This window comes from Streptomyces sp. ISL-12 (assembly GCF_018614415.1).
In the GTDB taxonomy this organism is placed as follows: Bacteria; Actinomycetota; Actinomycetes; order Streptomycetales; family Streptomycetaceae; genus Streptomyces.
The window spans coordinates 22,697-45,762 of record NZ_JAGGOO010000095.1 but is presented as its reverse complement, the minus strand read 5'-3'; the positions used below and the strand labels follow the sequence as shown (position 1 = coordinate 45,762).

The window sequence follows — 23,066 nt, the reverse complement described above, 5'->3', positions numbered from 1 at the left end:
GCGGCTCGCTCCGCTCACCGCCAGGCGCCCGGCTCCGCTCGGGCGCCAACCGCAGGGCAGGCGCCCCGCGTTGCGGGGCGCGGCCGGCCTCCGGCCGACCCGTGGCCTCCGCTGCGCTCCAGCCACTCCAGGGCGGACCCCCCAACTCCCGCGCGGGCAAGGCGTGCCACGCTCCGCGCGGCCCACCCACAGGGCTCACGCCACAAGCAGCAGCAAGAGGAGGGGAGGTGACGGGCAGTCGGGAGAGTGACGGAGCACGGGAGCCGGGCCACCCGCAGAGGGGGAACGGACTGAGGGGCCGTCAAGGCTCTGGATTGGCTTGCGATAAGGCAAGACTAACAGCTTTCAGCCACGTTAGGGGGAATCTCGGGGTTCGGTGTGCTTCATTTTTGGAGCCGAGATAAGCTATGGACTCAGAGCACACCACCCCTGACCGCTCCGGAGGGTTATCGAGATCCATCACACGGCCTTGCCGGTGCTCCGGTGAGGAAGAGTAACCAGCCGATCGCGTCAGTCCAACCGTAGCCCTTGCGGCTCCTCTACGTGCAGGTTTCCGTTTCCCGCCGCTCGAATCGACCGGGCGGCACCCCAGGAGAAGGCAGGCGAATATGTCGAGCACAGACCGCGCTGATCAGCGCGAGGCGGCCCAGCGAGAAGCCATTGACGCGGTCCTGCGTGCCCTCGAATTGCCTGCAAGATCGCTTGTGCCGGAGCGAGGGCTTCGAACGCAGGTGATCATGGCGACGGGGTCCGGGAAGACGAGGGTGGCGGTCCGCAGCGCGGAGGAGCTCCACGCGGGCCGTGTGCTGGTGCTCGTGCCCTCGCTGGACCTGCTCGCGCAGACGGAGGCCGCGTGGCGCGAGGGGGGCCGTCGGGGGCCGATGATCGGGGTGTCCTCGCTGCGGGGTGAGGAGGTGTCCTTCCCCAACACCACGGACGTGGACGAGCTGGTGGAGTGGACGCGCGGCCTGGACAAGGTGACGGTGTACGCCACGTACGCCAGTCTCGGTCTGGGCACGCTGGAGCGGGCGCACGCTGCGGGTTTGTCGGCTTGGGACCTGATCGTCGTGGATGAGGCCCACCGGGTTTCCGGCCGGATCGGGAAGCCGTGGGCGGTCGTGCACGACAACCAGAAGATCCCTTCCCTGCGCCGGTTGTACATGACGGCCACGCCCCGGCTGTGGCAGCTCGGGGACGAGGACGAGGCCGGCGCACCGGGCGAGCTGGTCGCGAGCATGGAAGACGACCCCGAGGGCCCCTTCGGCAGCAGGGCGTTCACTTTGACGCTCTCGGAGGCCATCGATCGGGGAATTTGTGCCCCCTACCAGGTCGTATGCGTGGATGTCACCGACACCGCGCTCCAGGCCGCGCAGCTCCTGGGCGCGGAGGGCCGGTCGGCAGAGGTGCGTGGGGCGCGGCTCGCGGCTCTGCAGACCGCCCTGGTGAAGGCGTCTGCGGAGGAGGGCTTCCGCCGCACGCTGGTCTTCCACCACCAGGTTCGCGAGGCCGAAGCGTTCGCGGCCGGCCTTCCCGACGTCGCCGCGCAGCTGCACGCATCCGACCCCGAGCTGTACCCGGCCACGATTTGGGCGGACTGGCTCTGTGGCGACCACAAGCCGCTCCACCGGCGGCGTCTGCTGGGCGAGTTCGCCGAAGGGATCGCCACGGACGGCACCGTCGTGGAGAAGTGCTTCCTGTGCTCGGTGAAGGTCTTGGGTGAGGGGGTCGACACCAAAAAATGTGACTCCGTGTACTGGGCGGATGTACGCGGGTCGATGCCGGACCTGGTCCAGGCGGTGGGCCGGGCGCTGCGGATGCAGCCGGGCGAGGGCAAGGTGGCAAGCCTGGTGGTGCCGGTGCTACTCGGGCCGGGTGAGACGGCGGACAACATGCTCACGTCCCGGGCGTTCGGCGGGTTGGCCAAGCTGTTGGAGGCGCTGCGGGCGCACGACGCGAGGATCGTGGAGAGCCTTGCGGAGCAGCAGGCACCGAGCCGCTACAAGCCCGTCAGCAAGGACAACAGCGGGAAGAGCACGGGCGGGAGCGGTGAGGGCTCCGGGGGCGTCAGCGGCCCCGCCAAGGCCCTGCTGAAGTTCTCCACGCCCCGCGACCCGGCCGCCCTCGCCGCGTTCATCAACCTGCGGGTCCTCAACCCCGAGCACGAGCACTGGCGGCGCGGCGTGGAGGCCGCCGTCATCTACGCCCGCCTGCACGGCGACTTGAAGGTGCCGTTCACGTTCCGTGTGCCTGCCGTCGACGACCAGGAGGCGGAAGCTGAGGGGTGGCCGGCCTCGCTCGCCGGGTTCCCACTTGGGCAGTGGACTGCTGACGCTCGCCGCTTCTATGCCCGCGGTGACATGGACGAGGACCGCGTCGCCCAGCTGGAGAAATTGGGCATGATCTGGAGCCACTTCGACGTCGCGTGGGAGGAGGGCCTGTCCGCCGCGCGCGGGTGGGCGGCCGAACACGGCCACCTCCTAGCCCCGCTGGACGCCACCTACCAGGGCGCGAAGGTGGGCATCTTTCTGAAGAACGCGCGGGCCGCCGCCCGGAAGGCTGCCGAGATCGAGCAGCGTCGTGCGGAGGGGCTGCCGGTGGAGTCGTCGGCCGGGGCGCTGTCGGACGAGCGGCGCGAGCAGCTGGAGGAGATCGACGCGTCTTGGTGCCCGGCCTGGCCTGTGACGTGGCAGCGGTGCTTCCACCTGGTGCGGATGCACCTGGACGCGGGCGAGGCGCTGCCCACCGAGGCGGGCGAAGTCCTGCGCCAGGGCGAGGATCTGGGGCGGTGGGTGCAGTCGGTCCGGCTCGGGTGGGACCAGCTCACGACCGTGCAGCAGTGGATGTGCGAGCAGGTCCTCGGGATCGAGCCCGCCAGCGAGGACGAGAAGCCGCCGCCGCGCCGTACGCAGGCCGACAAGTGGGCGATGAACTACGAGGCCGCCAAGCAGTTCTACGAGCGTGAGGGGCACCTTCAGGTCCCCAGGAAGTGGGTCGAGCGGATCGTCGGCGAGGACCAGACGGAGCGGGAGCACAAGCTGGGGGCCTGGATCGGGAATCAGCGGAGCAGGGCCGCGACGCTGACACCGGAGCGGATGGAGCTGCTGTCCGCGATCGGGATGCGGTGGTCGTGATAGGCGCCGTCGTCACCGCGGCCGTCGCGCTCGCGGCCGGCTATCTGCTCGGGCGGCTGCGCCCGTGGCAGCGGCTGGGCGACTGGGCGGCCGATCAGGTCCGCTTCACCGGGGCGTGGGTCCGGGGCGGCTTCGGCCGCCAGGCCGTCGTCGTCCTGGTCCACGCCGTCACCGCGCCGCGCACCAGCTGGCGCATCATGCGCGCCCCCGCCACCGAGACGCAGGCGCCCACGCCCGTACGCGATCCGGACTGGGTCGCCAACCGCACCCGCACCGACCAGGGAGGCACCACGTGAGCACCGAGCAGCACGACGCCGACGCGTACGGCCAGGAGCTGGCCCGCATCAGCCACCACCAGCACGAGGCCACCGACGCGCGGTTCACGGTCTTCCAGGCCCTGGCCGCCGTCGGCATCGGGCACGAGCAGGCCGACGACATCGTGGCGAAGCTGGAGGCCGGGGCGGTGGCCGGCGCCCACACCTGGATCTCCGAGAGCAGCCCCCCGCACGGGTCGGAGCAGCGGTTCGAGGACGGCTGGTTCGCCGGTGTCCGTGATGTCGCCAGCTACCTGCTGCGCATCGCCGACACCACTGCCAACGCGGGGCGCGGCCGCGCCGCCTCCAGCGCCATGCTCCTCGCCCACTTCCAGCAGCCGCACTCCCCCGCCCCGGCAGAGGCTCCGGCGGAAGACCCGGCCCCGGCCCCGGCCGTGGAGCTGGACGCGAAGGACGTCCTGGCGGCCGCGGAGCGCTTCCCGTGGGCCGTGGCCGCACCCGGTGAGCGGCACTGGCCGGACGGCGGTGACTTCCTGGACGTCGCCCTGAGCGCGGTGCGCCCCGAGGAACGCGAGGGGTACATCGAGCGCCTGGAGGCGTTCGTGGAGCAGCACCGCCCGCGCCTGGAGGAGATGCTGCGCACGCACGGGCCGGGCAGCAAGCCCGCCTCACACGGCCGGTACGCGCTGATCGGACAACCCGAGACCCTGGTCATCGTGGAGCGGATGGAGAGCGCCCCGTTCCTCCTGCGCGGCCAGTGGGAGAAGGAGCTGGAGACGGTCTTCCTGGACGACCTCGAGTTCGTGTGGGGGCCGCGTATCCGGCTCAGCCGGTGAGCAGCCAGGAACCAGCAGCGGGGCCGGGCAGGGTGATCCTGTCCGGCCCCGCTGTCGTCGGGGCACCCGAGCGCACGGGCTTGCCCAGGGTGGCCTTGGGCTTGCCCGCGGCCGCCGGCGGCTTGCCCGGCTCAGCCGCGCAGACGGGAGAGCCAGCCGGTGGCCTTCTGCTTGGGCACGGCCTGATCCTGCTCCTGGTCGGGCTCCTCCTGCCGGTGACTCACGCCCCAGGCCAGGTTCAGCTCGGCCTCGAACCGCTGGTCGCAGTCCCCGCACAGAGTCGGGCGCTTCGCCGGGGAAGGGCCCCAGCCGACGCGCGCGGTCACCTTCCATCGTTCGTCGGTAAACGCGGCACCGCATTCGGTGCAGACGGGGCGCTGGGGGTCGGGCCAGAAGTCGTCCGGCCCCGCCTCGCCACGCACCGGCTCCTGGCGCTCCTGCGTGCCAGCCGCCGGGCTGACGACGGCACCGGCCTTGCAGCCGTCACACAGGTGCGGGTGGGAGTCCTTCGGGGTGCCCCAGTCCGTCGCCTGTGCCGCCCTCCACCGTTCGTCGGTGAACTTCGCCCCGCAGCCGGCGCACACCGGACGGCGCGCCTCACGCTCGGCTGCCTGCTTCGCGGCCTGCTCCTCCGCCGCGCGCTGCACCTTCGCCTGGTACTCCGCCTGTGCACGCGCGGTCTCTTCCCGGGCGCGAGCTTCGGCGGCCTCACGGCGAGGGTTGCCGATCGCTTCCCACAGGTGCTGCTTGTGGTCACGGCCGAAGCGGAGGAACACGGCGCCGGCCGGACCGTGCTCGCGCAACTGGTTCAGGCCGGTCGCGATGATCGGGATACACCCGTCGTAGTCGTGGAAGCCCTTCCGCCGTTGCCCCTGCCACAGGTGCCGGGTGAGCTCCATGAGCCGTGGGACGGTGCGGTTGGGGTTGCGCTCGCCGATGCGGTTGAACACCAGCAGCACCGGCGGGTGTATCGCGTCGCCGGACCAGGTGGCCGGAGCGTTCCAGCGGGTGCGCCACATCGGGCGCTCGCGGCCGTCGGTGTCCTTCACCTTCCGCCGGAAGAACCGGGCGTACTTCTCCAGCTTGTCGGCGAGCTCCTCAGCGGTCTCGTGGCAGTTGTCGACCTCGATGAACAGCAGCGGCACCCGGTCCTGCGGAGCGGTCAGGACGATGTCGGCCTGGGCGCCGCCCTTGCCGGGCGCGTTCCATGTGCCGGTGGCGGGCAGCGAGACTTCGGTCCAGTACGAGGCGATGGTGCCCACCCCGCGCGGTCCGTCGACGGCGGCCTGGGCGGCGGCCTGGACGTGCGGCGGGTCGACGGTGAGCCTGGCCATGTTCGGCTTCGGGCGCAGCAGTGCGATCACGGTCTCGTTGACGGCCATCGGGTGGGAGGCGCCGCTGGAGCCCGCGCCGCGGGCGGTGGAGCCCATCTCCGTGACCGGGCGCCGCAGCTCGTAGGAGGCAGCTTGCAGGCCCTTGGGGGTGAGGTTCCGCAGGGAGTCGCCCGTCTCGGTCGAGCCGCCGTTCTCGGACAGTCCGTGCTTGCGCATGTCGGAGAGTGCGGCGGTGTGCGAGGCGGTGCGGGCCTGCTTCTGCTTCGAGGGGGTCGGCTTGTCGGCGTGCCGGAAGGTCAGGTGCGGGGCGCCGATCCGCTGGATCTGATCAGCCGTGGCGACCTTCAGCGCTCCGAGCACTTCCAGCACGTCGCCGCGGTAGTTGTTCGTCGATCCCGCCGGGTTGTTCTTCCGCTTCCCCGCCATCAGCTCTGCTCCCTCGTTGCTCGCGACCGGCCGCCGGCCGACCGCCACCGCTGGCCGCGCCCGGCCTGGGAGGGCGTCCGGGCCCCCCGGAACCCGATGCTCTCCTCCAATACGGACATCAGGAGTAGAGAAGAGGGTTGTGACGGCGCGGTTTTCGCGCCGATTGCGGGCCTGACAAGGGGTTTTCCTTCGGCCCGGGGTGCCGGGCACCAAAGGGGGTTCCCAAGGGGCCTTCGAAGTGGGCATCCAGGGAGTCCCCTTGGGCTTGCCCAGCGCGGGCCGGCCTTCGGGTGTGATCGGCCCGAGCGGTGCCGCTGCCCGGCCCTCGGGTGGGTGCTTGTCATCGTCTCGTCTCCTTCGCTGCCCCGGCCGGGGCGGTCGGGGTGAAGGAGCAGCGTGCAGGGGACCCCCTTGTCCGCGGTCTAACCGTGGCCAGGTCAAGGAGAAACGCGGCCGTGGTCGGGCGGTAGCAGAGGTGGACAAGGGGTCAGGGTCGGGTTCGCGGTCGGGCCGACCACCCTGGACAAGGGGGCCCGGTTTGGCCCTTGCAGCCCCGATTCGCCCCTTTCCCTTGAAGCAGTGATTGTGTCGGTTGGAAGCGGCAACGCGTGATGGTGAGTTCGGGGAACGCTTGAGGCGGTTCGGCTGCAGAAATGTCGGCGAGTTTCAGCAACACCAGGGCTCATCAGGGGACCCGCTCGCGATATTCGAGTGAACGCGCGAGATAGGTGTGCATAGGGTGACTGGCGTGGATCCAGCTGACTTTTACACAGGCATCGTCGCAGAGCTCTACGGACCGTTGAAGTCCTTCTCCCAGGACCCCGAGCCATATGCGGCCTTCATTCAGCAGACCGGCATGCCGGCATTGGAGCTGGGATGCGGGGACGGTGATCCTCTGCTGGAGCTTTGCCGACGTGGCCTGGAGGTCGAGGGCGTCGACTCGTCCGCGGACATGCTGGAGCGCCTCCGGCGCCGGGCGGACGAACAAGGCATCGCTGCCACTGTGTTTCATCAGCGCATGGAGGCCCTGGACCTGCCTCGCCGATACCGGGCGATCTTCCTCGCCGGGCCCACCTTCACCCTGCTCCCCGACGATGCCACCGCGTTGGCCGCCCTGCGCGGCATCCGTGCTCACCTGGCGGAGGGCGGCATCGCCTTGGTGCCCCTGTTCACCCCCGAACCGACGCCGGCAGCACAGATCGGTCGCGTGCGCACGACCACCGCACCCGACGGCGCCGAGCTTCGGGTGTCTGTCGTCGACGAACAGCGCGACGAGGCAGCTCGGACACAGACGACGCTTCTGCGCTATGAACGCCACCACGGCTCAGACAGCAGCGTTGTGGAGCGGCCGTGGGTCTTGCACTGGTATACCCGCGATGGGTTCGAGGAACTGGCCACGGCCGCCGGCCTGGCCGTGACAGCGGCCACCGATCAGCACGGCAAATCCGCTCCCTCCAGCGCCACCGCCGTGCACTTCCGGCTCCAAGCCGCCGCCTGATCACTTCCTTTGAGTAGGGTGGGGACCGGACCCCGGGCATAGCCCGCCGTGCCGGTCCCCACCGTGCTCAGGTCATGGCGGCCTGTTCGGCCTTGGCCCGGGACTGGGCAAGGCGGTAGGAGTCGGTTCCGGTCTCGATGATCGTGCCGTTGAAGGTCAGCCGGTCGACGATGGCCGTGCAGAGCCGGGGGTCGGTGAAGGTTTTGGTCCAGCCGCCGAAGGCTTCGTTGGAGGCGATGGCGACGCTGTTCTTCTCCTCGCGTTCGGTCAGAACCTGGAACAGCAGCTCGGCGCCGTGCCTGTCGAGCTCCATGTAGCCGAGTTCGTCGATGCACAAAAGATCGACACGGCCGTAGCGGGCGATCGTCTTGGTCAGCTGCTTCTCGTCCGCGGCCTCGACCAGTTCGTTGACGAGCTTTGTCGCCAGGGTGTATTTCACCCGGAACCCGGCCATTGCGGCCTCGGTTCCGAGTGCGATCAGCAGGTGGGACTTGCCGGTGCCGGAATCGCCGATCAGGCAGAGCGGCTGCCCCTTCTTCACCCACTCGCAGGTGGCCAGGGTGTGGACGACAGCGGCATCGATGTTGGGGTTGGCGTCGAAGTCGAACTCCCGCAGCGACTTCTGCCTCGGGAAGGCCGCGGCCTTGATCCTGCGCTCCGAGCGGCGCCGGGCCCGGTCGTCGCATTCGGCCAGCAGCAACTCGGCGAGGAAGGCGAGATAGGACATCTGCTCGCGGGCGGCCTGCTCGGCCAGGTCCGGAAACTTCCCGCGGATGGTAGGCAGCCGGAGCATCCGGCAGGCGCCAACCACGGCGGTCTCGGCCGCCTGCTCGCTCATCCGACGGCGGCTGGTGGCATTCATGGCATCTGCTCTCCCTTGTTGGCAGCGGTCGTGCCGCGGGTGCGGCGGCCAAGGAGCTGGTCGTAGGGGGCCGGTGAAGGCAGCGGCCGGGTGTCCGGCGGCAGATGGGCCAGCCGCCGCGCGGTCAGGAAGGTCACCGTCGGTTCCCGCCGCCGCGGCGGTTCAGGCTCGAGCGGTGCCATGTCGGCGTCATCGGCCTCCTCAGCCTTGCGGGCCTCCAAGGCGACGGCGTCCGCGGTCAGCGCGCCCACCCGCAGGGTGGCGGCGAGCCCGGCCACCAGGTGCTCGTGCGGGATGCGTCGGCCCAGCAGGAGCACGTCGATCAGGGCCCGGGTGCCGTTGCGGTCGCCGCGGGCCTTGCAGGCCGCGGCCCACCACGCTTCGTGAACCGGAGTGAACCTGCCTGCGGCTTTGGCCTGTTCGAGCGCAGTTGCCCCGGGCAGGGCGCCGGGCTTGCGCACCAGGGCTTCCAGATAGTGGTCCAGCACCAGCCGTTCCCCGCCCTTGGCGATCAGCCGTTCGTGCCGGGCGATCTGTGTGGCTCCGTCGTAGACGACCAGCTCGTTGGCGTGCAGCACGGCCCGCACCCGGCGGCCGATGTAGCGGACCGGCACCGAGTAGCAGTTGGTGCGGACTGAGATCCGGCTGTGCCTGTCCACCCGCAGGGCGAAGGTGCGGCTGGTTTCGAACGGTTCGTCCGGCAGCGGCTTCAGGAGGGGCTGTTCGACGGCGAAGTACTCGCCGACGGTGCGCGGCCGCATCCGGATGCGGCGGGCATCGTCCTGTTCGTCCCATTGCTCGACGAGCAGGTTCAGCTCGGATAAGGAGTCGACGTCGGGGACCGGGACCAGGTGGTTGCGGCGGAAGTAGCCGACATCCCCTTCCACTCCGCCCTTCTCATGAGCGCCGGCCAGGCCGGGGCGGCAGTAGAAACTGTCCAGGCCGTAGTGCTCGCGGAAGGCGAGCCACCGCTCGTTCTCGCGTCTCTCCCGGGCGAACCCGATCACCTTGGCGACCGCGGCCTTCAAGTTGTCGTAGCGCACCTTGCCGGTCGGCGCCCCGCCCAGGACGCTGAGGGCGTGCACGTGGCCCTCGAAGAATGCTTCCTGCCCGCCGGACGCGAAGATCCGGTGCACTGCCTTGCCCGAATACGACAGGCGGAAGCTGAACAGATAGCAGGTCACCGTCTGCCCGGCCAGACGCACCGTCACATCCCCGAAGTCGACCTCCGCTTCGACACCGGGGCGGTGCGACTGCGGCACGAACGCCTCGACGGGACCACGGCCGGCCATCGCGCGGATCTCCCCACGGCGCACCGCGACGTAATCGCGGACCATGCCGTAGGAGACGCCGCAAGCGTGATGTTCCTCCAACAGCCGGTCGAAGACGCGTTTTGCAGTGTGCCGCTGCTTGCGCGGGGCGTCCAGATCGGCCCGCAGCATCTCGTCGATCACCGGTTTGTACGGGTCCAAGCGGGTCGGCCGCGGCGGCAGCTTCTTACGCGGCCGGGGCCAGGCCGACTCCAACGCGTTCTGCACCGTCGGGTGGCCGACGCCGTACTTGCGCATCACGGCCCGCTTCGACAGCCCGGCACGGCAGTCCCTGCGGATCGCCGCGTACAGCTCGACCTTGGTCTTCGGCGCCATCGACGCCTCCTCGCAGCACGGAGCATGCCCATGCTCCCACCGCAAGCCCTCCGGTGTTGCCGAAACTCACTGACACTCGTACACCGCAACCCGAGGCGTTCACGGCGCTGACCGACACACGTTCTCGAAACTCACCGGCACACCCAAAGCAGGGAGAAATCTCTGGGCTCTGTCCACAGGCCCGCACGCCAACCATGCGATGAGCACGCCGCGAGTCGCGCGGCGGCCATCGTGAGGAGAGCTTGATGCCGTACCTGACCCCGTCCCGTACGCCGCTGACGCCCGAACAGGTGGAGCAGGGCTTCGACTACCTCCTGGCGCTCCAGATGGGCGGCGGGAACTACGTCTCCGGCCGCACGTCGGCCACTCCAGAGCTGGCCTTCCTGCTGCTGCGGCTCGCCGAGAACATCGTCTTCCCCGTCACGGGGGTCCTGGGCGACGGGGAGCCTCACGCGGACTCCTTCGCCCTGGACGAGGTCGGATGCATCTTGCTGTCCGCCCTGCGGGACTGGACGCGCGACTCCCCCACTACGGCCGTGCTGGGCATCGCCCGCAGCATCATCCGCTTCGTCGAGAACGTCATCCCCGACCCCGACGACCACGGAGACACCCGCGCCACCCTGGAGACCATGCGCGATGAACACCTGGAGTGGGCCCGCGCCGTGCAGTCCATGACCGCGCGCCCGTAGCCAGGCCGGATGCGCACCGGTGCGGTGAAGCGCACCGAGTCCATCCGGTGCGCATCACGTCCATCCGGTGCGCCTCCACTCGGTGGGCGGTGCGCGCACCGGTGCGGCCAGCGCGCGGGAGTAGTGCGCGCCGGGTGGATGGTGGTGCGGTGGAGTGGGCCCGGGTGGAGGCGGTGCGATTCTCCTTGACCTGAGCCGAGGTCAAGCAGAAACGCACCGGGTGGATGCGCGGCCCCACTCCCGTCGATGCCGTCCGCTTCCACCCGGTGGGCTCCACTCGGTGGAGTGGATGCCGAGCCGGTGCCGTCCACTCCCGGACGGTGGACTCCACTCAGTGGAGTGGAGCCGGGCGTCGTCGGTGCGCACCACCGCACCGGGTGCGCGCCATCGGGTCCACTCAGTGGCCGGCCTCCCGGCCGCGGTGCGGTCCGGGTTGCTGTGGGCGGTGCGCCTGTTGGTCGTCCGGGCGCACCGGGCGCACCGCGTCGGCGTCGGCCTGTGCGGTGTGGCGGTCCGCGCGGGCACGGGAGTCGTTGACCATCTTGGTGGCCGCCTCCTGGATGCGGCGCAGCCGGTCGGCGGTGAGATCGAGGGCTTCCACGTCCGTGCGGGACTTCCGCAAGGCCCGCAGCGCCGTCATGTCGATCGCCTCCCCGCGACCGGCCTCCGGCTCCTGGTCGTCGTGCTCGGGGTCGGCCGGCTCGGGCGCGAGCAGCTGCTCGGGCATCGCCGCCTGCTGGTGGGCGACGACGTCGTACGCCCGGCCCCGCACGGCGGCGGTAGTGGTGGTGCGCAGCCTCTCCCGCACCACCGCACCGGCGAGGACGGCCCGGTCGTACTGGAGCGGGATGCGGGGTACCTCCCACTCCCCCGCATCCTGGCCCGGCGGCCGGAGCGCAGCCGGCTCGCCGGGATCTGCCGGGGGCTGCCGGTCCGGGCCAGTTGCGGGAGTGGGTGGGCGGGGCCGGGCGGGGAGGTCGGCCAGGTCCCACCGGGCGGTGTAGAGGCGGTAGTCCGCCAGCAGGCCGATCGTGGTCTTCGGCTCGCTGATGTCCAGGCAGTGCGTGGAGATGGCGGCGGCCACGATCTCCTCGTCCAGGCCGGGGTCGCGGCGGCGGCCGCGCAGGACCAGGGCGAGGTGGCGGCGGGCTTCGGCGAGCAGGTGCCGGCGGTGGAAGCGCCCGCCCTCGTTCATCACGAACACCGTCGCGGTGACATCGACGGCCGCCAGGGCGACGTCGACCACGGCCGCGACGCGGGCCCGGATCGCGGCGGCCGCGGCGCGGGCGTGCTCGAGAAGGGAGTTGATGACGTCGGCGGCGACCTTGGAGGTGAGGATCGCGCTCACCTTCCACCAGGCGCGCAGCTGCGCGAGCGGCTGGGTCTTCTGCTTGGGCGGGCGGGTCTTGCGGGCGGCGATCTGGTTCATCTTCGCGCGGGCCCGCTCGGAGACCACGGGCAGGAACTTCAGCTCGCCGTCGTCGTCGACGGCGGTGACGTACTCGTGCTCCAGCTCGGCCAGGCAGGCGGCGATCTGGTCACTGCGCCGGGCGGTCCAGCGGATCAGCTCGTGCGGCACCCCCGCAATCTCCATCACAGGCCGGCGCCCCGGGGTGACGATGCGCGGCTCGGTCGCCAGCCCCAGCGCCTCGCAGACCTCGGAGGCGACCAGCTCGTTGTAGAGCGCGGAGGCCGCGACCGTGTTCTCGTACAGGGCCGTGGTGTGGATCGACCCCCACTTCCCGTCCAAGCGCTGCCCCTTCACGCTCAGAAGCAGATGGTCGTGGAGCAACGGCCGACCCGACCTCGCCTCGTAGTGGCGGAAGCGCGCGGCGACCAGACCACCGGGCGGCCGCACCCGATAGATCCCGTCCTTGCCGTACCGGATCACCGCCACCTCGTCCTCGATCCACTCCAGCACCCGCTCGATCGCCCGCTCGTGCGCGGCCTCGATCACCAGACGGGTCTCCTCATCCCCCAGCGCCCACAACAGGTAGATCGTCGGCTGCGGCCGGAACACGAAGTCCACGCCCGTCACCGTCACGCGGCGTCCGAGGGCGCCGGCCTTGAACGCCTTCTTAGGGGAGTCACCCGCGGCGAGCCGCTCGGCCTCGATCCGGTCCGCGTACGGGTGGCGGCCGCGCTCGCCGAACAGGTTCCGCAGCTGCGCCTCGGTGACCTCCTCACCCGGCGCAAGCCCGAGCGCGGCAAGTCCCCGGCCCATCCAGCGACCGACCGGGACCCCGGCTTGCTCCTGAGCGGCGCGCAGCGGCGTGCGGGCCGGGCGGCGGCCGTCACCAACAACGGTCTCGCGGAGGTAGTAGCGGTACATCTGACCGGCCCGAATGACCCTGATGTCGACTGTCATGGAGACCACGCCACACGGCTCTGACCTGCAAGGAAAGGCCGATCAGCGGGACGTCCCGCCAGGCGGGAGCAGGGGCCGAACTTTCTTCACCGCATCCCGCCTGACGGGAAGCGGCACCGGGCCGGACGCGAATGTCATCGCTCTCCGGCAGCCCTCACAGCACGACCCGAACGACACCAACAAGCACCACTGAACATCACCACGCCCCAAGGAACGCGCACCACCAACGAGCACCGCCTACAGCAGCCTCCGGCACCCGCCGGGGGCTTCGTCGTGCTGCCCGGAGGAGACCACCGTGCCCACCTTCGAGACCCTCCCCGCTTCACCGCCGACCTCCAGCACCTCACCCCCGCCCAGCGCCGGCGTTTCCGCCGCGTCGTCCTGGACGCCTTCGTGCCGGACCTGCGCACCGGCCGCCAGTTCCGCCCCGGGTTACGGGAAGCGCGCGAGTTCGCGGATTCCTGGCGGGGGCAACCGCTGAACACGCGCGTCGTCACCCCCCTGAGCCGGGAACGAGGGCGGGTTCGTCTGAGTCTGCAGGGGTGTGCGGGGTGTCAGGGCTGAGGCGATCGGCGCCGGAGGCCGCCGGTGGCGGTCCACGGTGCGATGAGCGAGGCGGCTGCGGAGAAGGTGGCCAGGAGGAGGAAGAGTGGTGTGTAGCCGTCGAGCGGTACGGCCAGGGTGGCGCCGGCGAACGGCGCGAGGGCTGCCGCTGTGGTTGCTGGTGCTGCGAGGAGTCCGGACAGGCGGCCGTACTGGGTGGTGCCCCAGCGGTCGGTGATGGCGGTGGCCTGGAGGAGGGTGAGGTTGCCGCGGACCATACCGGCCACGATCGACACGGCGATGATCAGGGCGTACGGGCCGGGGACGGCAGCGAAGGCGGCAGTAGTGAAGCCGCCGAGCGCGATCAGGGTCGTGGTGCGGGCTGTGGCGGTGGTGCGGCGTGCGAGGGCGGCGTACAGGGTGCGACCGAGGGTTTGCCCGGCGCCGCCGATACCGAGGGCCCAGGCGGCCTGGCTGGTGGTGTACCCGCGTTCCAGCAGGAGCGGGACGAGGGCGACGACCACGGCGTACATCGCGAAGCCGGACAGGGTGAAGGCGGCGGCGAGCAGGAGGAACGGTCGGCTGCGCCCGACTCCGTCGGCGCCTTCGGCCGTATGTGTGGGACTGGTTGGTGCGTCGGGCCAGGGGGCGCGCAGTGCCAGGGCGTGGGCGGGGATGGTGACTGCGGCGAGGACGGCGGCGAGGACGAGGTAGGTATGTCGCCAGGTCAGGTGGTCGGCGAGGGTCGCGGTCAGGGGTGCGAAGACGGTGGAGGCGAGCCCGCCGGCGAGGGTGACGACGGTCAGGGCGCGGACGTGGTCGGGCGCCCACCAACGGGTGAGGGCGGCGAACGCGGGCTGGTAGAAGGTGGCGGCCATCGCGAGTCCGGCGAGCATCCACCCGGCGATGAAGAGCGGGACGTTCGGGGCCGCAGCCACGATCAGCAGGCTGATGACGCCGAGCACAGACCCTGCGGTCATGACGGCGCGCGGGCCGCGCCGGTCGAGGATGCGCCCGACGCGGATTCCGGCGAGGGCGGAAACGACGAGACCGAGGGAGAACGCCGCGGTGGTCGCCCCGGCCGACCAGCCGGTCGCGGCGGTGATCTGCGGATTGAGGACGGGGAACGCGTAGTAGACGATGCCCCAGCTCACGATCTGCGTCAGGCAGAGGGCGGGCAGGGCGGCGCGGGGGCGCCCAAGCTGGTCACGAGCCGCAGCAGCCGCCTGCCGGCACCTCTTCGGCAGCCACGCCGACCGCGGCCGGGGCGCCGAGCTGGACGAGCTGCGGCGCCGGGGCGCAGCAACCGCCGCCGTCTACCTGAGCGGCGTCGGGGGCGTCGAACAGGCCCGCACCGCCGCAGACTCCGGTCTCGGGCAGGGTGAGTTCGACGCGGTCGGCGGCGTCCAGGTCGCCGGCGAGGGCGGCGGCGACGGAGCGGACCTGCTCGTAGCCGGTCATCGCGAGGAAGGTGGGGGCGCGGCCGTAGGACTTCATGCCGACCAGGTAGACGCCCTGTTCGGGGTGGGAGAGCTCGCGGTGGCCGTGCGGGTAGACGGTGCCGCAGGAGTGCTGGTTGGGGTCGATCAGCGGAGCCAGCTCGATGGGGGCCTGGAGGCGCTCGTCGAGGCCCAGGCGCAGCTCGGAGAGGAAGGACAGGTCAGGGCGGAAACCGGTCAACACGATCACTTCGTCGACCGCGTCCAGGCGGCGCCCGTCCTCGCTGACCAGGATCAGCCGGTCGTCGGCGTCGCGCTCGATAGCCTCGGTGCGGAAGCCGGTGACCGCGTCCGCGTGACCGGCGTCGACGGCGGCCTTGGCGGCCAGGCCCAGGGCCCCGCGCGCCGGGAGCTGGTCGGCTTCTCCGCCGCCGAAGGTGGAGCCGGAGATGCCCCGGCGCAGGATCCACACGCCCTTCGTGCCCGCGCCGTCGTCGGACTTGGCGAGGTCGGCGAGGTAGGCGAGGGCGGTGAACGCCGAGGCACCGGAGCCGATCACGGCGATGCGCTTGCCCGCGTACCGGGCGCGCACGGCCGGGTCCTTCAGGTCCGGGACGCGGTAGGTGATCCGGTCGGCCGCGGCCTTCTCACCGAGCGCGGGCAGTCCGCTGCCGCCGGCCGGGGACGGCGTGGCCCAGGTGCCGGAGGCGTCGATGACAGCGCGGGCGAAGGCGCGCTCCTCACGGCCGTCGGCGTAGGTGATGTGCACGACGAACGGCTGCTGCTCCCGGTCGGCGTCGACGATGCGGTCCCGGCCTGCCCGGGAGACACCGGTGACGGTCGCACGGACGCGGACGCGGTCGCCGAGGACGTCGGCGAGCGGCTGCAAGTAAAGGTCGGCCCAGTCGCCGCCGGAGGGGTAGGTGGCCGGGTCGGGCCGCGTCCAGCCAGTGGGGGCGAGGAGCTTCTCGGCGGCTGGGTCGACGACCTCGCCCCAAGTGGAGAACAGCCGCACATGCGACCACTCGCGCACCGCGGCGCCAGCGGTGGGCCCAGCTTCCAGGACCAGGGGTTCGATGCCCTGGTCGATCAGGTGGGCAGCGGCGGCCAGACCGGCGGGGCCGGCCCCGATCACGACGACGGGCAGCTCGGTGGTGGCGGGCGCGTTCACGGCGACTCCTTGCGTGTTTCGACATCTGTCGATGGCTTGCGCGGTTCAGCATGACACCTGTATTGATAAGCGTCAACATAGACATTCATCGAACTCAGGGGGATTCGCTGATGGAACGCATCGACGTTGCCGTCATCGGCGGTGGCCAGTCCGGACTCACCACCGCCCACGCACTGCTGCGGCGCGGGCTGCGGCCGGTGGTACTGGAGGCGTCCGACCGCGCGGCCGGGTCGTGGCCGCACTACTACGACAGCCTCACGCTGTTCTCACCCGCCCGGTACAGCTCCCTGCCCGGGATGCCGTTCCCCGGCGCCGACCGGGACCGCTACCCGCACCGCGACGAGGTCGTCGCCTACCTCACCACCTACGCCGACCGCCTGGACGCTGACATCCGCACCGGCAGCCGCGTCACCGCGGTCCGCCGCACTGAGGACGGCTTCGCAGTGGAACTGGAGGGCGGCGGCCGGCTGTCCACGCGGGCCATCGTGGCGGCCTCCGGGGCCTTCGGGCGCCCGCACCGGCCGGTACTGCCGGGCCTGGAGGAGTTCACCGGGCAGGTGCTGCACGCCGCCGACTACCGCAGCCCGGCCCCGTTCACCGGCCGCCGGGTGGTCGTGGTCGGGGCCGGGAACTCCGCCGTGCAGATCGCCGCCGAGCTCGCCGAGACGGCACGGGTCACGCTCGCCACCCGCGGGCCGGTGAAGTTCACAGCCCAGCGCGTCCTCGGCCGCGACCTGCACTTCTGGACGACCCGTACCGACCTGGACACAGCGCCCCTCGGCCGGTTCCTTGCGCGCCCGCCAGCGCAGCCGGTCATCGACCACGGCCGCTACCGGGCCGCCATAGCCGCCGGCCGACCCGACCGGCGGCCGCTGTTCACCGGTACCGACGGGGCCAAGCTCGTCTGGCCGGACGGAAGCAGGGAGGAGGTCGACATGGTCGTACTCGCCACCGGCTACCGCCCCGACCTGCCCTACCTCACCGGCCTCGACGGCGCTCTCGACGCCGACCGGAACCCCCGCCACCGCGAGGGCCTCGCCACCGGCGTGCCGGGGCTGGCGTTCGTCGGACTGGAGTGGCAGCGCAGCCTGTCGTCGAACTCACTGCGCGGCGTGGGCCGGGACGCGGAACGGATCGCCCGACGCCTGGCCGCCCACCTCGCGCGCCGGTGACGGACTCCCGCGCTAGTTCGACATGTGTCAACATAGACGCATGTCGAATGCCAAGGTGCTGCCGCTGCTCGAAGCCGACGGTCAGGTTGTGGTGCCGTGCTGCCCGCCGCTGACCGAACGCCCGATGACCGCTGAGGAGGCCGAGACAGCGGCGCGGATGTTCAAGGCGCTCGGGGACCCGGTTCGGCTGCGGCTGTTCTCCGCCGTGGCCTCGCACGAGGGCGGCGAGGCGTGCGTGTGCGACATCTCCGACGTCGGCGTCTCCCAGCCCACCGTCTCCCACCACCTGAAGAAGCTCAAAGAGGCCGGGCTGCTCACCTCCGAGCGGCGCGGCACCTGGGTCTACTACCGCGTCGAGCCGTCCGTGCTGGCCGCGATGGGCAAGCTGCTGACCCTGCCGGCCGCGGCCTGACGACCGGACATGACGGAGGGGAAGACAGTGAGCGGGGCGCTGAGTGCGGTGATCGTACCGCTGACCGGGGAGCATGCCGAGCAGGTGCTGGGCATCTACCAGGCGGGCATCGACGAGGGCAACGCCACCTTCGAGACCAGCCCACCGTCCTGGGAGGCGTTCGACGCCGCGAAGCTGCCCGAGCACCGCTTCGCCGCCCTCGACGAGAGCGGGGCGGTGCTGGGCTGGGTCGCCGCAAGCAGGGTCTCGGACCGGTGCGCGTATGCGGGAGTGGTCGAGCATTCCGTCTACGTTCACCCCTCCGCTCGCGGCCGTGGCATCGCCTCCGCCCTGCTCAAGGCGCTGATCGACTCCACCGAGCAGGCCGGGATCTGGACCATCCAGGCCGGGATCTTCCCCGAGAACGCTGCCAGCCTCGCTGTTCACCAGCGGGCTGGCTTCCGTGTCATCGGCACCCGGGAGCGAATCGGTTGCCATCAGGGCGTCTGGCGCGATGTCGTCCTCATCGAGCGCCGCAGCACCGCCGTCACGTGACCCTCAGAGCAGCTGTGCGATCGCGCGGGCGGCGTCGCGGGCCGGGCGACCGACACCGATGAGAGTGGCTGACGCCGGGCCGGTCCAGTCGCCGTAGCCGAGCAGGTGCAGCCGCGCTTCGCCGAGCGCGCGCGTGCCGTCGGTGGGAATGTGTCCGCGCGCACTGCGCAGGTTCAGCGGGGCGAGATGGGCGAGCGCCGGGCGGAAGCCGGTGCACCAGATGATTGCGTCCGCCCTGGCGTGGCTGGCGTCGGCCCAGCGGACGCCGTCGGCGGTGAGTTGGGAGAACATCGGCTTCGCGACAAGGAATCCCGCGTCGCGAGCGGCGCGGACGGGCGGCACGGCGACGATGTCGCCGAGCGAGGCGACCCCGCCGGTGTCGCTGCGGCCCTCCTCGAGGGCGCGGCGGCGGGCGGTGGCCACGTCGAACAGGGCACGGCCGTCGATGTCATCGGCCAGGAAACGCGGCGGGCGCTGGGTGACCCATGTCACCTCGATGTGGCCGTCCAGGGCGAGGTCGGCGGCGATCTGGGCGCCGGAGTTCCCTCCTCCGACCACGATGACCCGCTGCCCGGTGAAGTCGGCCGGGGAGCGGTAGTTCACCGTGTGCAGTTGCCGACCGGCGAAGAGGCCGCGGCCGGGAACGGCGGGGAGGAAGGGCCGCGACCAGGTGCCGGTCGCGCTAATGACCGCCCTGGCCCGCCAGGTGCCGGTGTCCGCCTCGACCAGGAGCGCCTCGCCGTCACGGCGTACGGCGTCCACGCGGGTGCCGTGCCGGACCGGCAGGTCGTAGCGCTTTTCGTAGTCGGCGAGGTAGTCCACCACGTGCCCGGCGTCCGGGTAGAGCTCGCCCGCCTGGGCGGGCATGAGCCGCCCAGGCAGCGATGAGTGCTCGGCCGGGGAGAACAGGTGCAGGGAGTCCCACATGTGCTGCCAGGACCCGCCCGGCGCCGGATCGGCGTCCAGGACGGTGAAGTCCAGGCCCTGGCGGCGCAGGTGGTAGCCGGCGGCGAGCCCAGCCTGGCCGCCGCCGACCACCACCACGTCGACTCGGTCTGTCATGGGGCCGTCGTCACCGCGTCGGCGGCGAACTTCTTTCGCCAGGCGAGCGCGACGTAGACCAGGCCGATCAGCACCGGGACCTCGATGAGTGGCCCGACGACGCCGGACAGGGCCTGGCCGGAGGTGACGCCGAAGGTGGCGATGGCGACCGCGATGGCCAGCTCGAAGTTGTTGCCCGCCGCGGTGAACGCCAGCGTCGTGGTGCGGTCGTAGGCCAGGCCCAGGCCCTTGCCGAGCAGGAACGTGCCGAAGAACATGATCGCGAAGTAGACCAGCAGCGGCAGCGCGATCCGCACCACGTCCAGCGGCTGCGAGGTGATGGTCTTTCCCTGCAGGGCGAAGAGGATGACGATCGTGAACAGCAGCCCGTACAGGGCCCAGGGGCCGATCTTGGGCAGGAACTTCGCCTCGTACTTCTCGCGGCCCATCTTCTGTTCGCCGATGCGGCGGGTGAGGAAGCCAGCCAGCAGCGGGATGCCGAGGAAGATGACGACGTTCAGCGCGATGTGCCAGACGGATACGTCCAGGCCCTGGCCGTCTCCGAGGTTCATCCAGCGCGGCAGCAGGTCGAGGTAGAACCAGCCCAGCAGGCCGAACGCGATGACCTGGAAGACCGAGTTCAGTGCGACGAGGACGGCGGCGGCCTCGCGGTCGCCGCAGGCGAGGTCGTTCCAGATGATGACCATGGCGATGCAGCGGGCCAGCCCGACGATGATCAGCCCGGTGCGGTACTCGGGCAGGTCCGGCAGGAAGATCCACGCCAGCGCGAACATGACGGCGGGGCCGACGATCCAGTTGATGACCAGCGAGGAGATGAGCAGCTTGCGGTCGCTGGTCACGCGGTCGAGCCGGTCGTAGCGGACCTTCGCGAGGACCGGGTACATCATGACCAGCAGGCCGAGCGCGATCGGCAGGGAGATCCCGCCGATCTCGATCTTCGCGAGCGCGTCGTTCATCCCCGGGATGAGGCGGCCCAGGCCCAGGCCGACAGCCATGGCCAACAGGATCCACACCGCGAGGTAGCGGTCCAGGGTGGATAGCTTCTTGACGATCGAGTCGTCCCCGGCCGGGCCGGCGCCCTGGGTGGGGGCGGTGGTGGGCTCGGTGGAGGTCACGGGCAGGCCCTCTTGTTCTCGGCAGCGGTGCGGGCGGAGTCGGCGAGCGCGGCGAACTGCTCGGAGAGCCCGGCCAGGACCTCGGGGCGCAGCTTGTAGTAGATGAACCGGCCGCAGGGCTCGGTGTCCACCACGCCGGCCTCGCGCAGGATCTTCATGTGGTTGGAGAGGTTGGTCTGCTTGGCGCCGGTCTCCTCGACCAGGTGCGTGGTGCACAGGGTCTCGCGGGCGAGCAGGGTCACGATCTTCAGCCTGAGCGGGTCGGCCAGAACCCGGATCAGATCAGTGTCGACTGACGTCATCATGGACTGATACTGTCACATCATTCGGCACTGACACCAGTCCGCACTGAACTTGCTGGGCCCGTCGAAGGGGTTCCCATGTCCGTCTCACCACCTCCCGCCTGGCCCGACGAGCGGCTCAGCGCCGGGGCCGCGCGCCTCGCCTCCCGCCACCAAGCGCACTTCTCCGTGGAGACCGTGCAGCAGCTGCTCACCGACTCCTATCGGCTCCTCGCCGAGAACGCCCGGGTCCGTACTCACCTGGTGGTGCTGGCCGAGCGCCTGACCGCGGAGCGCCTCGACGCTCTCGCCCACACCCAGACGCCGGGCCCCGGCGCCGCGGTACGCGTGCTGTTCGTGTGCGGGCACAACGCCGGCCGCTCGCAGATGGCCGCCGCCCTCCTGGCCCACCGGGCGGGCGAACGCGTGGTCGTCTCCTCCGCCGGGACCGACCCGGCCGCCGAACTCGAACCGCACGTCGCCCAGGTGCTCCTGGAAGCGGGCCTGGCCGTCATGGACGCCTACCCCAAGCCCCTGACCAGTGAGGTCGTCGAGGCCGCCGACTACGTCATCACGATGGGCTGCGGCGACGCCTGCCCCGTGGTCCCCGGCCGGCACTACCTCGACTGGCCCGTCGCCGACCCCGACGGTGCCCCGATCGGCGTCGTACGCACCATCCTGGGCGACATAGACGCCCGCATCACCGACCTCCTGGCCGCCCTCCCGGACGCCTGACGACACTGTCCGCCCCACCTGCTGATCCGCTTCACCACTTCACCACTTCACCACTTCACCAAGGGAAGAACGATGTCCGACAAGCCCTCCGTCCTGTTCGTCTGCGTCCACAACGCCGGCCGCTCGCAGATGGCCGCCGCCTGGCTGACCCACCTGGCCGGAGACCGCGTCGAGGTCCGCTCCGCAGGCTCCAACCCTGGCACTGCCGTGAACCCGGCCGCCGTCGAGGCCATGGCCGAGGTCGGCATCGACATCTCCGCCGAGACCCCGAAGATCCTTACCGTCGACGCGGTCAAGGAGTCCGACGTCTGCATCACGATGGGGTGCGGCGACACCTGCCCCGTCTTCCCCGGCAAGCGCTACCTGGACTGGAAGCTCGAGGACCCGGCCGGCCAGGGCGTCGAGGCCGTACGCCCGATCCGCGACGAGATCAAGACCCTGGTCGAGGGCCTGATCGCCGAGATCGCCCCGGAGAAGAAGCCGTGAGCGAGATACACGAAGTCGTCATCATCGGCTCCGGTCCCGCCGGATACACCGCGGCCCTCTACACCGCCCGCGCCCAGCTGAGGCCCCTGCTGTTCGGCAGCAGCATCTTCGTCGGCGGCTCGCTGACCACCACGACCGAGGTGGAGAACTTCCCCGGCTTCCCCGAGGGCGTCGACGGCCCGGTCCTCATGGAGAACATGCGGGCCCAGGCCGAGAAGTTCGGCGCCGAGATGATCGACGACGACATCGTGTCCGTCGACCTGACCGGCGACATCAAGCTGCTCACCGACTCCGTCGGCACCGTCCACCGCGCTAACACAGTGATCATCGCGACCGGCTCCGGCTACCGCAAGCTCGGCCTCCCGAACGAGGATGCGCTGTCCGGCCGCGGGGTGTCCTGGTGCGCGACCTGCGACGGGTTCTTCTTCAAGGGCCGCGACATCGTCGTGGTCGGCGGCGGCGACACCGCCATGGAGGAAGCCACCTTTCTCACCCGCTTCGCCAAGTCGGTCACCGTCGTCCACCGCCGCTCCACCCTGCGCGCCTCCAAGGTCATGCAGGACCGGGCATTCGCCGAAGACAAAATCTCCTTCGCCTTCGACAGTGAGATCGCCGAGATCAAAGAGACGAACGGCATGCTCAGCGGCGTCATCCTGCGGGACATCTTCACCGGCGTCACCCGCGACCTCGACGTGACCGGGCTGTTCATCGCCATCGGCCACGATCCCCGCACCGAACTGTTCACCGGTCAGCTCGACCTCGACGCCGAGGGCTACATCACCGTCGCCGCCCCGACGACGCGTACGAGCCTGCCCGGGGTCTTCGCCGCCGGCGACGTCGTCGACCACACCTACCGCCAAGCCATCACCGCCGCCGGCACCGGTGCGGCCGCGGCTCTGGACGCCGAGCGGTACCTCGCCGCTCGCAGTGTCCGCGACATCGACGAGCATCAGGCAGCCCTCGCGCTCTGAACCCCGGCCGCCCACGGGCACGAGGGGCCTCACCCGCCTCGGCTCCAAGAGACCAGGAGCCGAGGCGGCGCCACGCTCTC

At 70.9% G+C, this 23,066-nt stretch carries 19 protein-coding genes and 1 pseudogene; 11 read left to right on the top strand and 9 right to left on the bottom strand.

Annotation, left to right across the window (positions count from 1 at the left end; translation table 11 throughout):
• Window positions 1–608 precede the first annotated feature (608 nt).
• The 3 genes from J7I94_RS25165 to J7I94_RS25155 are packed head-to-tail and all read left to right on the top strand — an operon-like array spanning window position 609 to window position 4,242.
• Window positions 609–3,131, top strand: a complete 2,523-nt coding sequence (locus tag J7I94_RS25165) for a DEAD/DEAH box helicase (protein WP_215170307.1) — start codon at window positions 609–611, stop codon at window positions 3,129–3,131.
• Window positions 3,122–3,427 carry a hypothetical protein gene (locus tag J7I94_RS25160; RefSeq protein WP_215170305.1) on the top strand — a complete coding sequence of 102 codons (306 nt, stop codon included), beginning with the start codon at window positions 3,122–3,124 and terminating at the stop codon, window positions 3,425–3,427. The genes J7I94_RS25165 and J7I94_RS25160 overlap by 10 nt, the downstream gene beginning before the upstream one ends.
• Window positions 3,424–4,242, top strand: a complete 819-nt coding sequence (locus J7I94_RS25155) for a hypothetical protein (RefSeq protein WP_215170303.1) — start codon at window positions 3,424–3,426, stop codon at window positions 4,240–4,242. Before J7I94_RS25160 ends, J7I94_RS25155 begins: the two co-directional genes overlap by 4 nt.
• Window positions 4,243–4,373: 131 nt before the next feature.
• On the opposite strand, the gene J7I94_RS25150 is transcribed toward J7I94_RS25155, so the two are convergent.
• On the bottom strand, window positions 4,374–6,002 hold the full coding sequence (locus tag J7I94_RS25150; RefSeq protein ID WP_251075699.1) for a replication-relaxation family protein: 1,629 nt from the start codon (window positions 6,000–6,002) through the stop codon (window positions 4,374–4,376).
• 748 nt (window positions 6,003–6,750) lie between these two features.
• Here J7I94_RS25150 and J7I94_RS25145 point away from each other — a divergent pair.
• A complete protein-coding gene (locus J7I94_RS25145) occupies window positions 6,751–7,500 on the top strand; it encodes a class I SAM-dependent methyltransferase (protein WP_215170301.1) in 750 nt (249 codons plus the stop codon).
• Window positions 7,501–7,567: 67 nt separating this feature from the next.
• Here the strand turns inward: J7I94_RS25145 and istB are convergent, their stop codons facing one another.
• Both istB and istA read right to left on the bottom strand, forming a co-directional pair.
• The gene (gene istB, locus J7I94_RS25140; RefSeq protein ID WP_215170299.1) at window positions 7,568–8,362 is read right to left on the bottom strand and encodes an IS21-like element helper ATPase IstB; all 795 of its coding nucleotides are present in this window, start codon (window positions 8,360–8,362) and stop codon (window positions 7,568–7,570) included.
• Complete coding sequence (istA, locus tag J7I94_RS25135) at window positions 8,359–10,008, bottom strand: IS21 family transposase (RefSeq protein WP_215170297.1); 1,650 nt, start codon at window positions 10,006–10,008, stop codon at window positions 8,359–8,361. Before istA ends, istB begins: the two co-directional genes overlap by 4 nt.
• 245 nt (window positions 10,009–10,253) lie before the next feature.
• On the opposite strand from istA, the gene J7I94_RS25130 reads away from it, so the two are divergent.
• Entirely contained in the window at window positions 10,254–10,697 is a 444-nt protein-coding gene (locus J7I94_RS25130; RefSeq protein ID WP_215170296.1) for a hypothetical protein, read from the top strand.
• A 397-nt stretch (window positions 10,698–11,094) separates the two neighbouring features.
• Here J7I94_RS25130 and mobF read toward each other — a convergent pair whose 3' ends face one another.
• From mobF to J7I94_RS25115, 3 genes and pseudogenes are all read right to left on the bottom strand, one after another.
• Entirely contained in the window at window positions 11,095–13,065 is a 1,971-nt protein-coding gene (gene mobF, locus J7I94_RS25125; protein ID WP_215170294.1) for a MobF family relaxase, read from the bottom strand.
• 554 nt (window positions 13,066–13,619) lie between these two features.
• A pseudogene (locus tag J7I94_RS25120) lies at window positions 13,620–14,720 on the bottom strand (MFS transporter); the annotation flags it as partial.
• 94 nt (window positions 14,721–14,814) lie between these two features.
• Entirely contained in the window at window positions 14,815–16,218 is a 1,404-nt protein-coding gene (locus tag J7I94_RS25115; protein WP_215170292.1) for an NAD(P)-binding domain-containing protein, read from the bottom strand.
• A 110-nt stretch (window positions 16,219–16,328) separates the two neighbouring features.
• Between J7I94_RS25115 and J7I94_RS25110 the strand changes: the two genes are divergently transcribed.
• Genes J7I94_RS25110 through J7I94_RS25100 form a run of 3 tightly spaced genes read left to right on the top strand, consistent with a single transcriptional unit; the run spans window position 16,329 to window position 18,336 of the window.
• Window positions 16,329–17,390 (top strand): NAD(P)/FAD-dependent oxidoreductase, encoded by a 1,062-nt coding sequence (locus J7I94_RS25110; protein ID WP_215170290.1) that lies wholly within the window; start codon window positions 16,329–16,331, stop codon window positions 17,388–17,390.
• Between the two features lie 40 nt (window positions 17,391–17,430).
• Window positions 17,431–17,802 (top strand): helix-turn-helix transcriptional regulator, encoded by a 372-nt coding sequence (locus J7I94_RS25105; RefSeq protein WP_215170288.1) that lies wholly within the window; start codon window positions 17,431–17,433, stop codon window positions 17,800–17,802.
• A 9-nt stretch (window positions 17,803–17,811) separates the two neighbouring features.
• Entirely contained in the window at window positions 17,812–18,336 is a 525-nt protein-coding gene (locus tag J7I94_RS25100) for a GNAT family N-acetyltransferase (RefSeq protein WP_215170286.1), read from the top strand.
• Between the two features lie 3 nt (window positions 18,337–18,339).
• On the opposite strand, the gene J7I94_RS25095 is transcribed toward J7I94_RS25100, so the two are convergent.
• The 3 genes from J7I94_RS25095 to J7I94_RS25085 are packed head-to-tail and all read right to left on the bottom strand — an operon-like array spanning window position 18,340 to window position 20,818.
• Window positions 18,340–19,398 carry an ArsO family NAD(P)H-dependent flavin-containing monooxygenase gene (locus J7I94_RS25095; protein WP_215170284.1) on the bottom strand — a complete coding sequence of 353 codons (1,059 nt, stop codon included), beginning with the start codon at window positions 19,396–19,398 and terminating at the stop codon, window positions 18,340–18,342.
• Window positions 19,395–20,513, bottom strand: coding sequence for an ACR3 family arsenite efflux transporter (gene arsB / locus J7I94_RS25090; protein WP_215170282.1), 1,119 nt, complete (start codon window positions 20,511–20,513; stop codon window positions 19,395–19,397). Before arsB ends, J7I94_RS25095 begins: the two co-directional genes overlap by 4 nt.
• Window positions 20,510–20,818 (bottom strand): helix-turn-helix transcriptional regulator, encoded by a 309-nt coding sequence (locus J7I94_RS25085; protein ID WP_215170279.1) that lies wholly within the window; start codon window positions 20,816–20,818, stop codon window positions 20,510–20,512. The genes arsB and J7I94_RS25085 overlap by 4 nt, the downstream gene beginning before the upstream one ends.
• A gap of 75 nt (window positions 20,819–20,893) precedes the next feature.
• Here J7I94_RS25085 and J7I94_RS25080 point away from each other — a divergent pair, with 75 nt between their 5' ends.
• From J7I94_RS25080 to trxB, 3 genes are all read left to right on the top strand, one after another.
• Window positions 20,894–21,529, top strand: a complete 636-nt coding sequence (locus tag J7I94_RS25080; RefSeq protein WP_215170277.1) for a low molecular weight phosphatase family protein — start codon at window positions 20,894–20,896, stop codon at window positions 21,527–21,529.
• A gap of 72 nt (window positions 21,530–21,601) precedes the next feature.
• On the top strand, window positions 21,602–22,015 hold the full coding sequence (locus tag J7I94_RS25075) for an arsenate reductase ArsC (RefSeq protein ID WP_215170276.1): 414 nt from the start codon (window positions 21,602–21,604) through the stop codon (window positions 22,013–22,015).
• Window positions 22,012–22,986 (top strand): thioredoxin-disulfide reductase, encoded by a 975-nt coding sequence (gene trxB, locus J7I94_RS25070; protein ID WP_215170274.1) that lies wholly within the window; start codon window positions 22,012–22,014, stop codon window positions 22,984–22,986. Before J7I94_RS25075 ends, trxB begins: the two co-directional genes overlap by 4 nt.
• Window positions 22,987–23,066 lie beyond the last annotated feature (80 nt).

Bases quoted from the DNA above. Each gene is read 5' to 3' on its own strand.
- J7I94_RS25165 (WP_215170307.1), top strand. From the start codon at position 609: ATGTCGAGCACAGACCGCGCTGATCAGCGCGAGGCGGCCCAGCGAGAA.
- J7I94_RS25150 (WP_251075699.1), bottom strand. From the start codon at position 6,002: ATGGCGGGGAAGCGGAAGAACAACCCGGCGGGATCGACGAACAACTAC.
- istB (WP_215170299.1), bottom strand. From the start codon at position 8,362: ATGAATGCCACCAGCCGCCGTCGGATGAGCGAGCAGGCGGCCGAGACC.
- istA (WP_215170297.1), bottom strand. From the start codon at position 10,008: ATGGCGCCGAAGACCAAGGTCGAGCTGTACGCGGCGATCCGCAGGGAC.
- J7I94_RS25130 (WP_215170296.1), top strand. From the start codon at position 10,254: ATGCCGTACCTGACCCCGTCCCGTACGCCGCTGACGCCCGAACAGGTG.
- mobF (WP_215170294.1), bottom strand. From the start codon at position 13,065: ATGACAGTCGACATCAGGGTCATTCGGGCCGGTCAGATGTACCGCTAC.
- J7I94_RS25110 (WP_215170290.1), top strand. From the start codon at position 16,329: ATGGAACGCATCGACGTTGCCGTCATCGGCGGTGGCCAGTCCGGACTC.
- J7I94_RS25105 (WP_215170288.1), top strand. From the start codon at position 17,431: ATGTCGAATGCCAAGGTGCTGCCGCTGCTCGAAGCCGACGGTCAGGTT.
- J7I94_RS25100 (WP_215170286.1), top strand. From the start codon at position 17,812: ATGACGGAGGGGAAGACAGTGAGCGGGGCGCTGAGTGCGGTGATCGTA.
- J7I94_RS25095 (WP_215170284.1), bottom strand. From the start codon at position 19,398: ATGACAGACCGAGTCGACGTGGTGGTGGTCGGCGGCGGCCAGGCTGGG.
- J7I94_RS25085 (WP_215170279.1), bottom strand. From the start codon at position 20,818: ATGATGACGTCAGTCGACACTGATCTGATCCGGGTTCTGGCCGACCCG.
- J7I94_RS25080 (WP_215170277.1), top strand. From the start codon at position 20,894: ATGTCCGTCTCACCACCTCCCGCCTGGCCCGACGAGCGGCTCAGCGCC.
- J7I94_RS25075 (WP_215170276.1), top strand. From the start codon at position 21,602: ATGTCCGACAAGCCCTCCGTCCTGTTCGTCTGCGTCCACAACGCCGGC.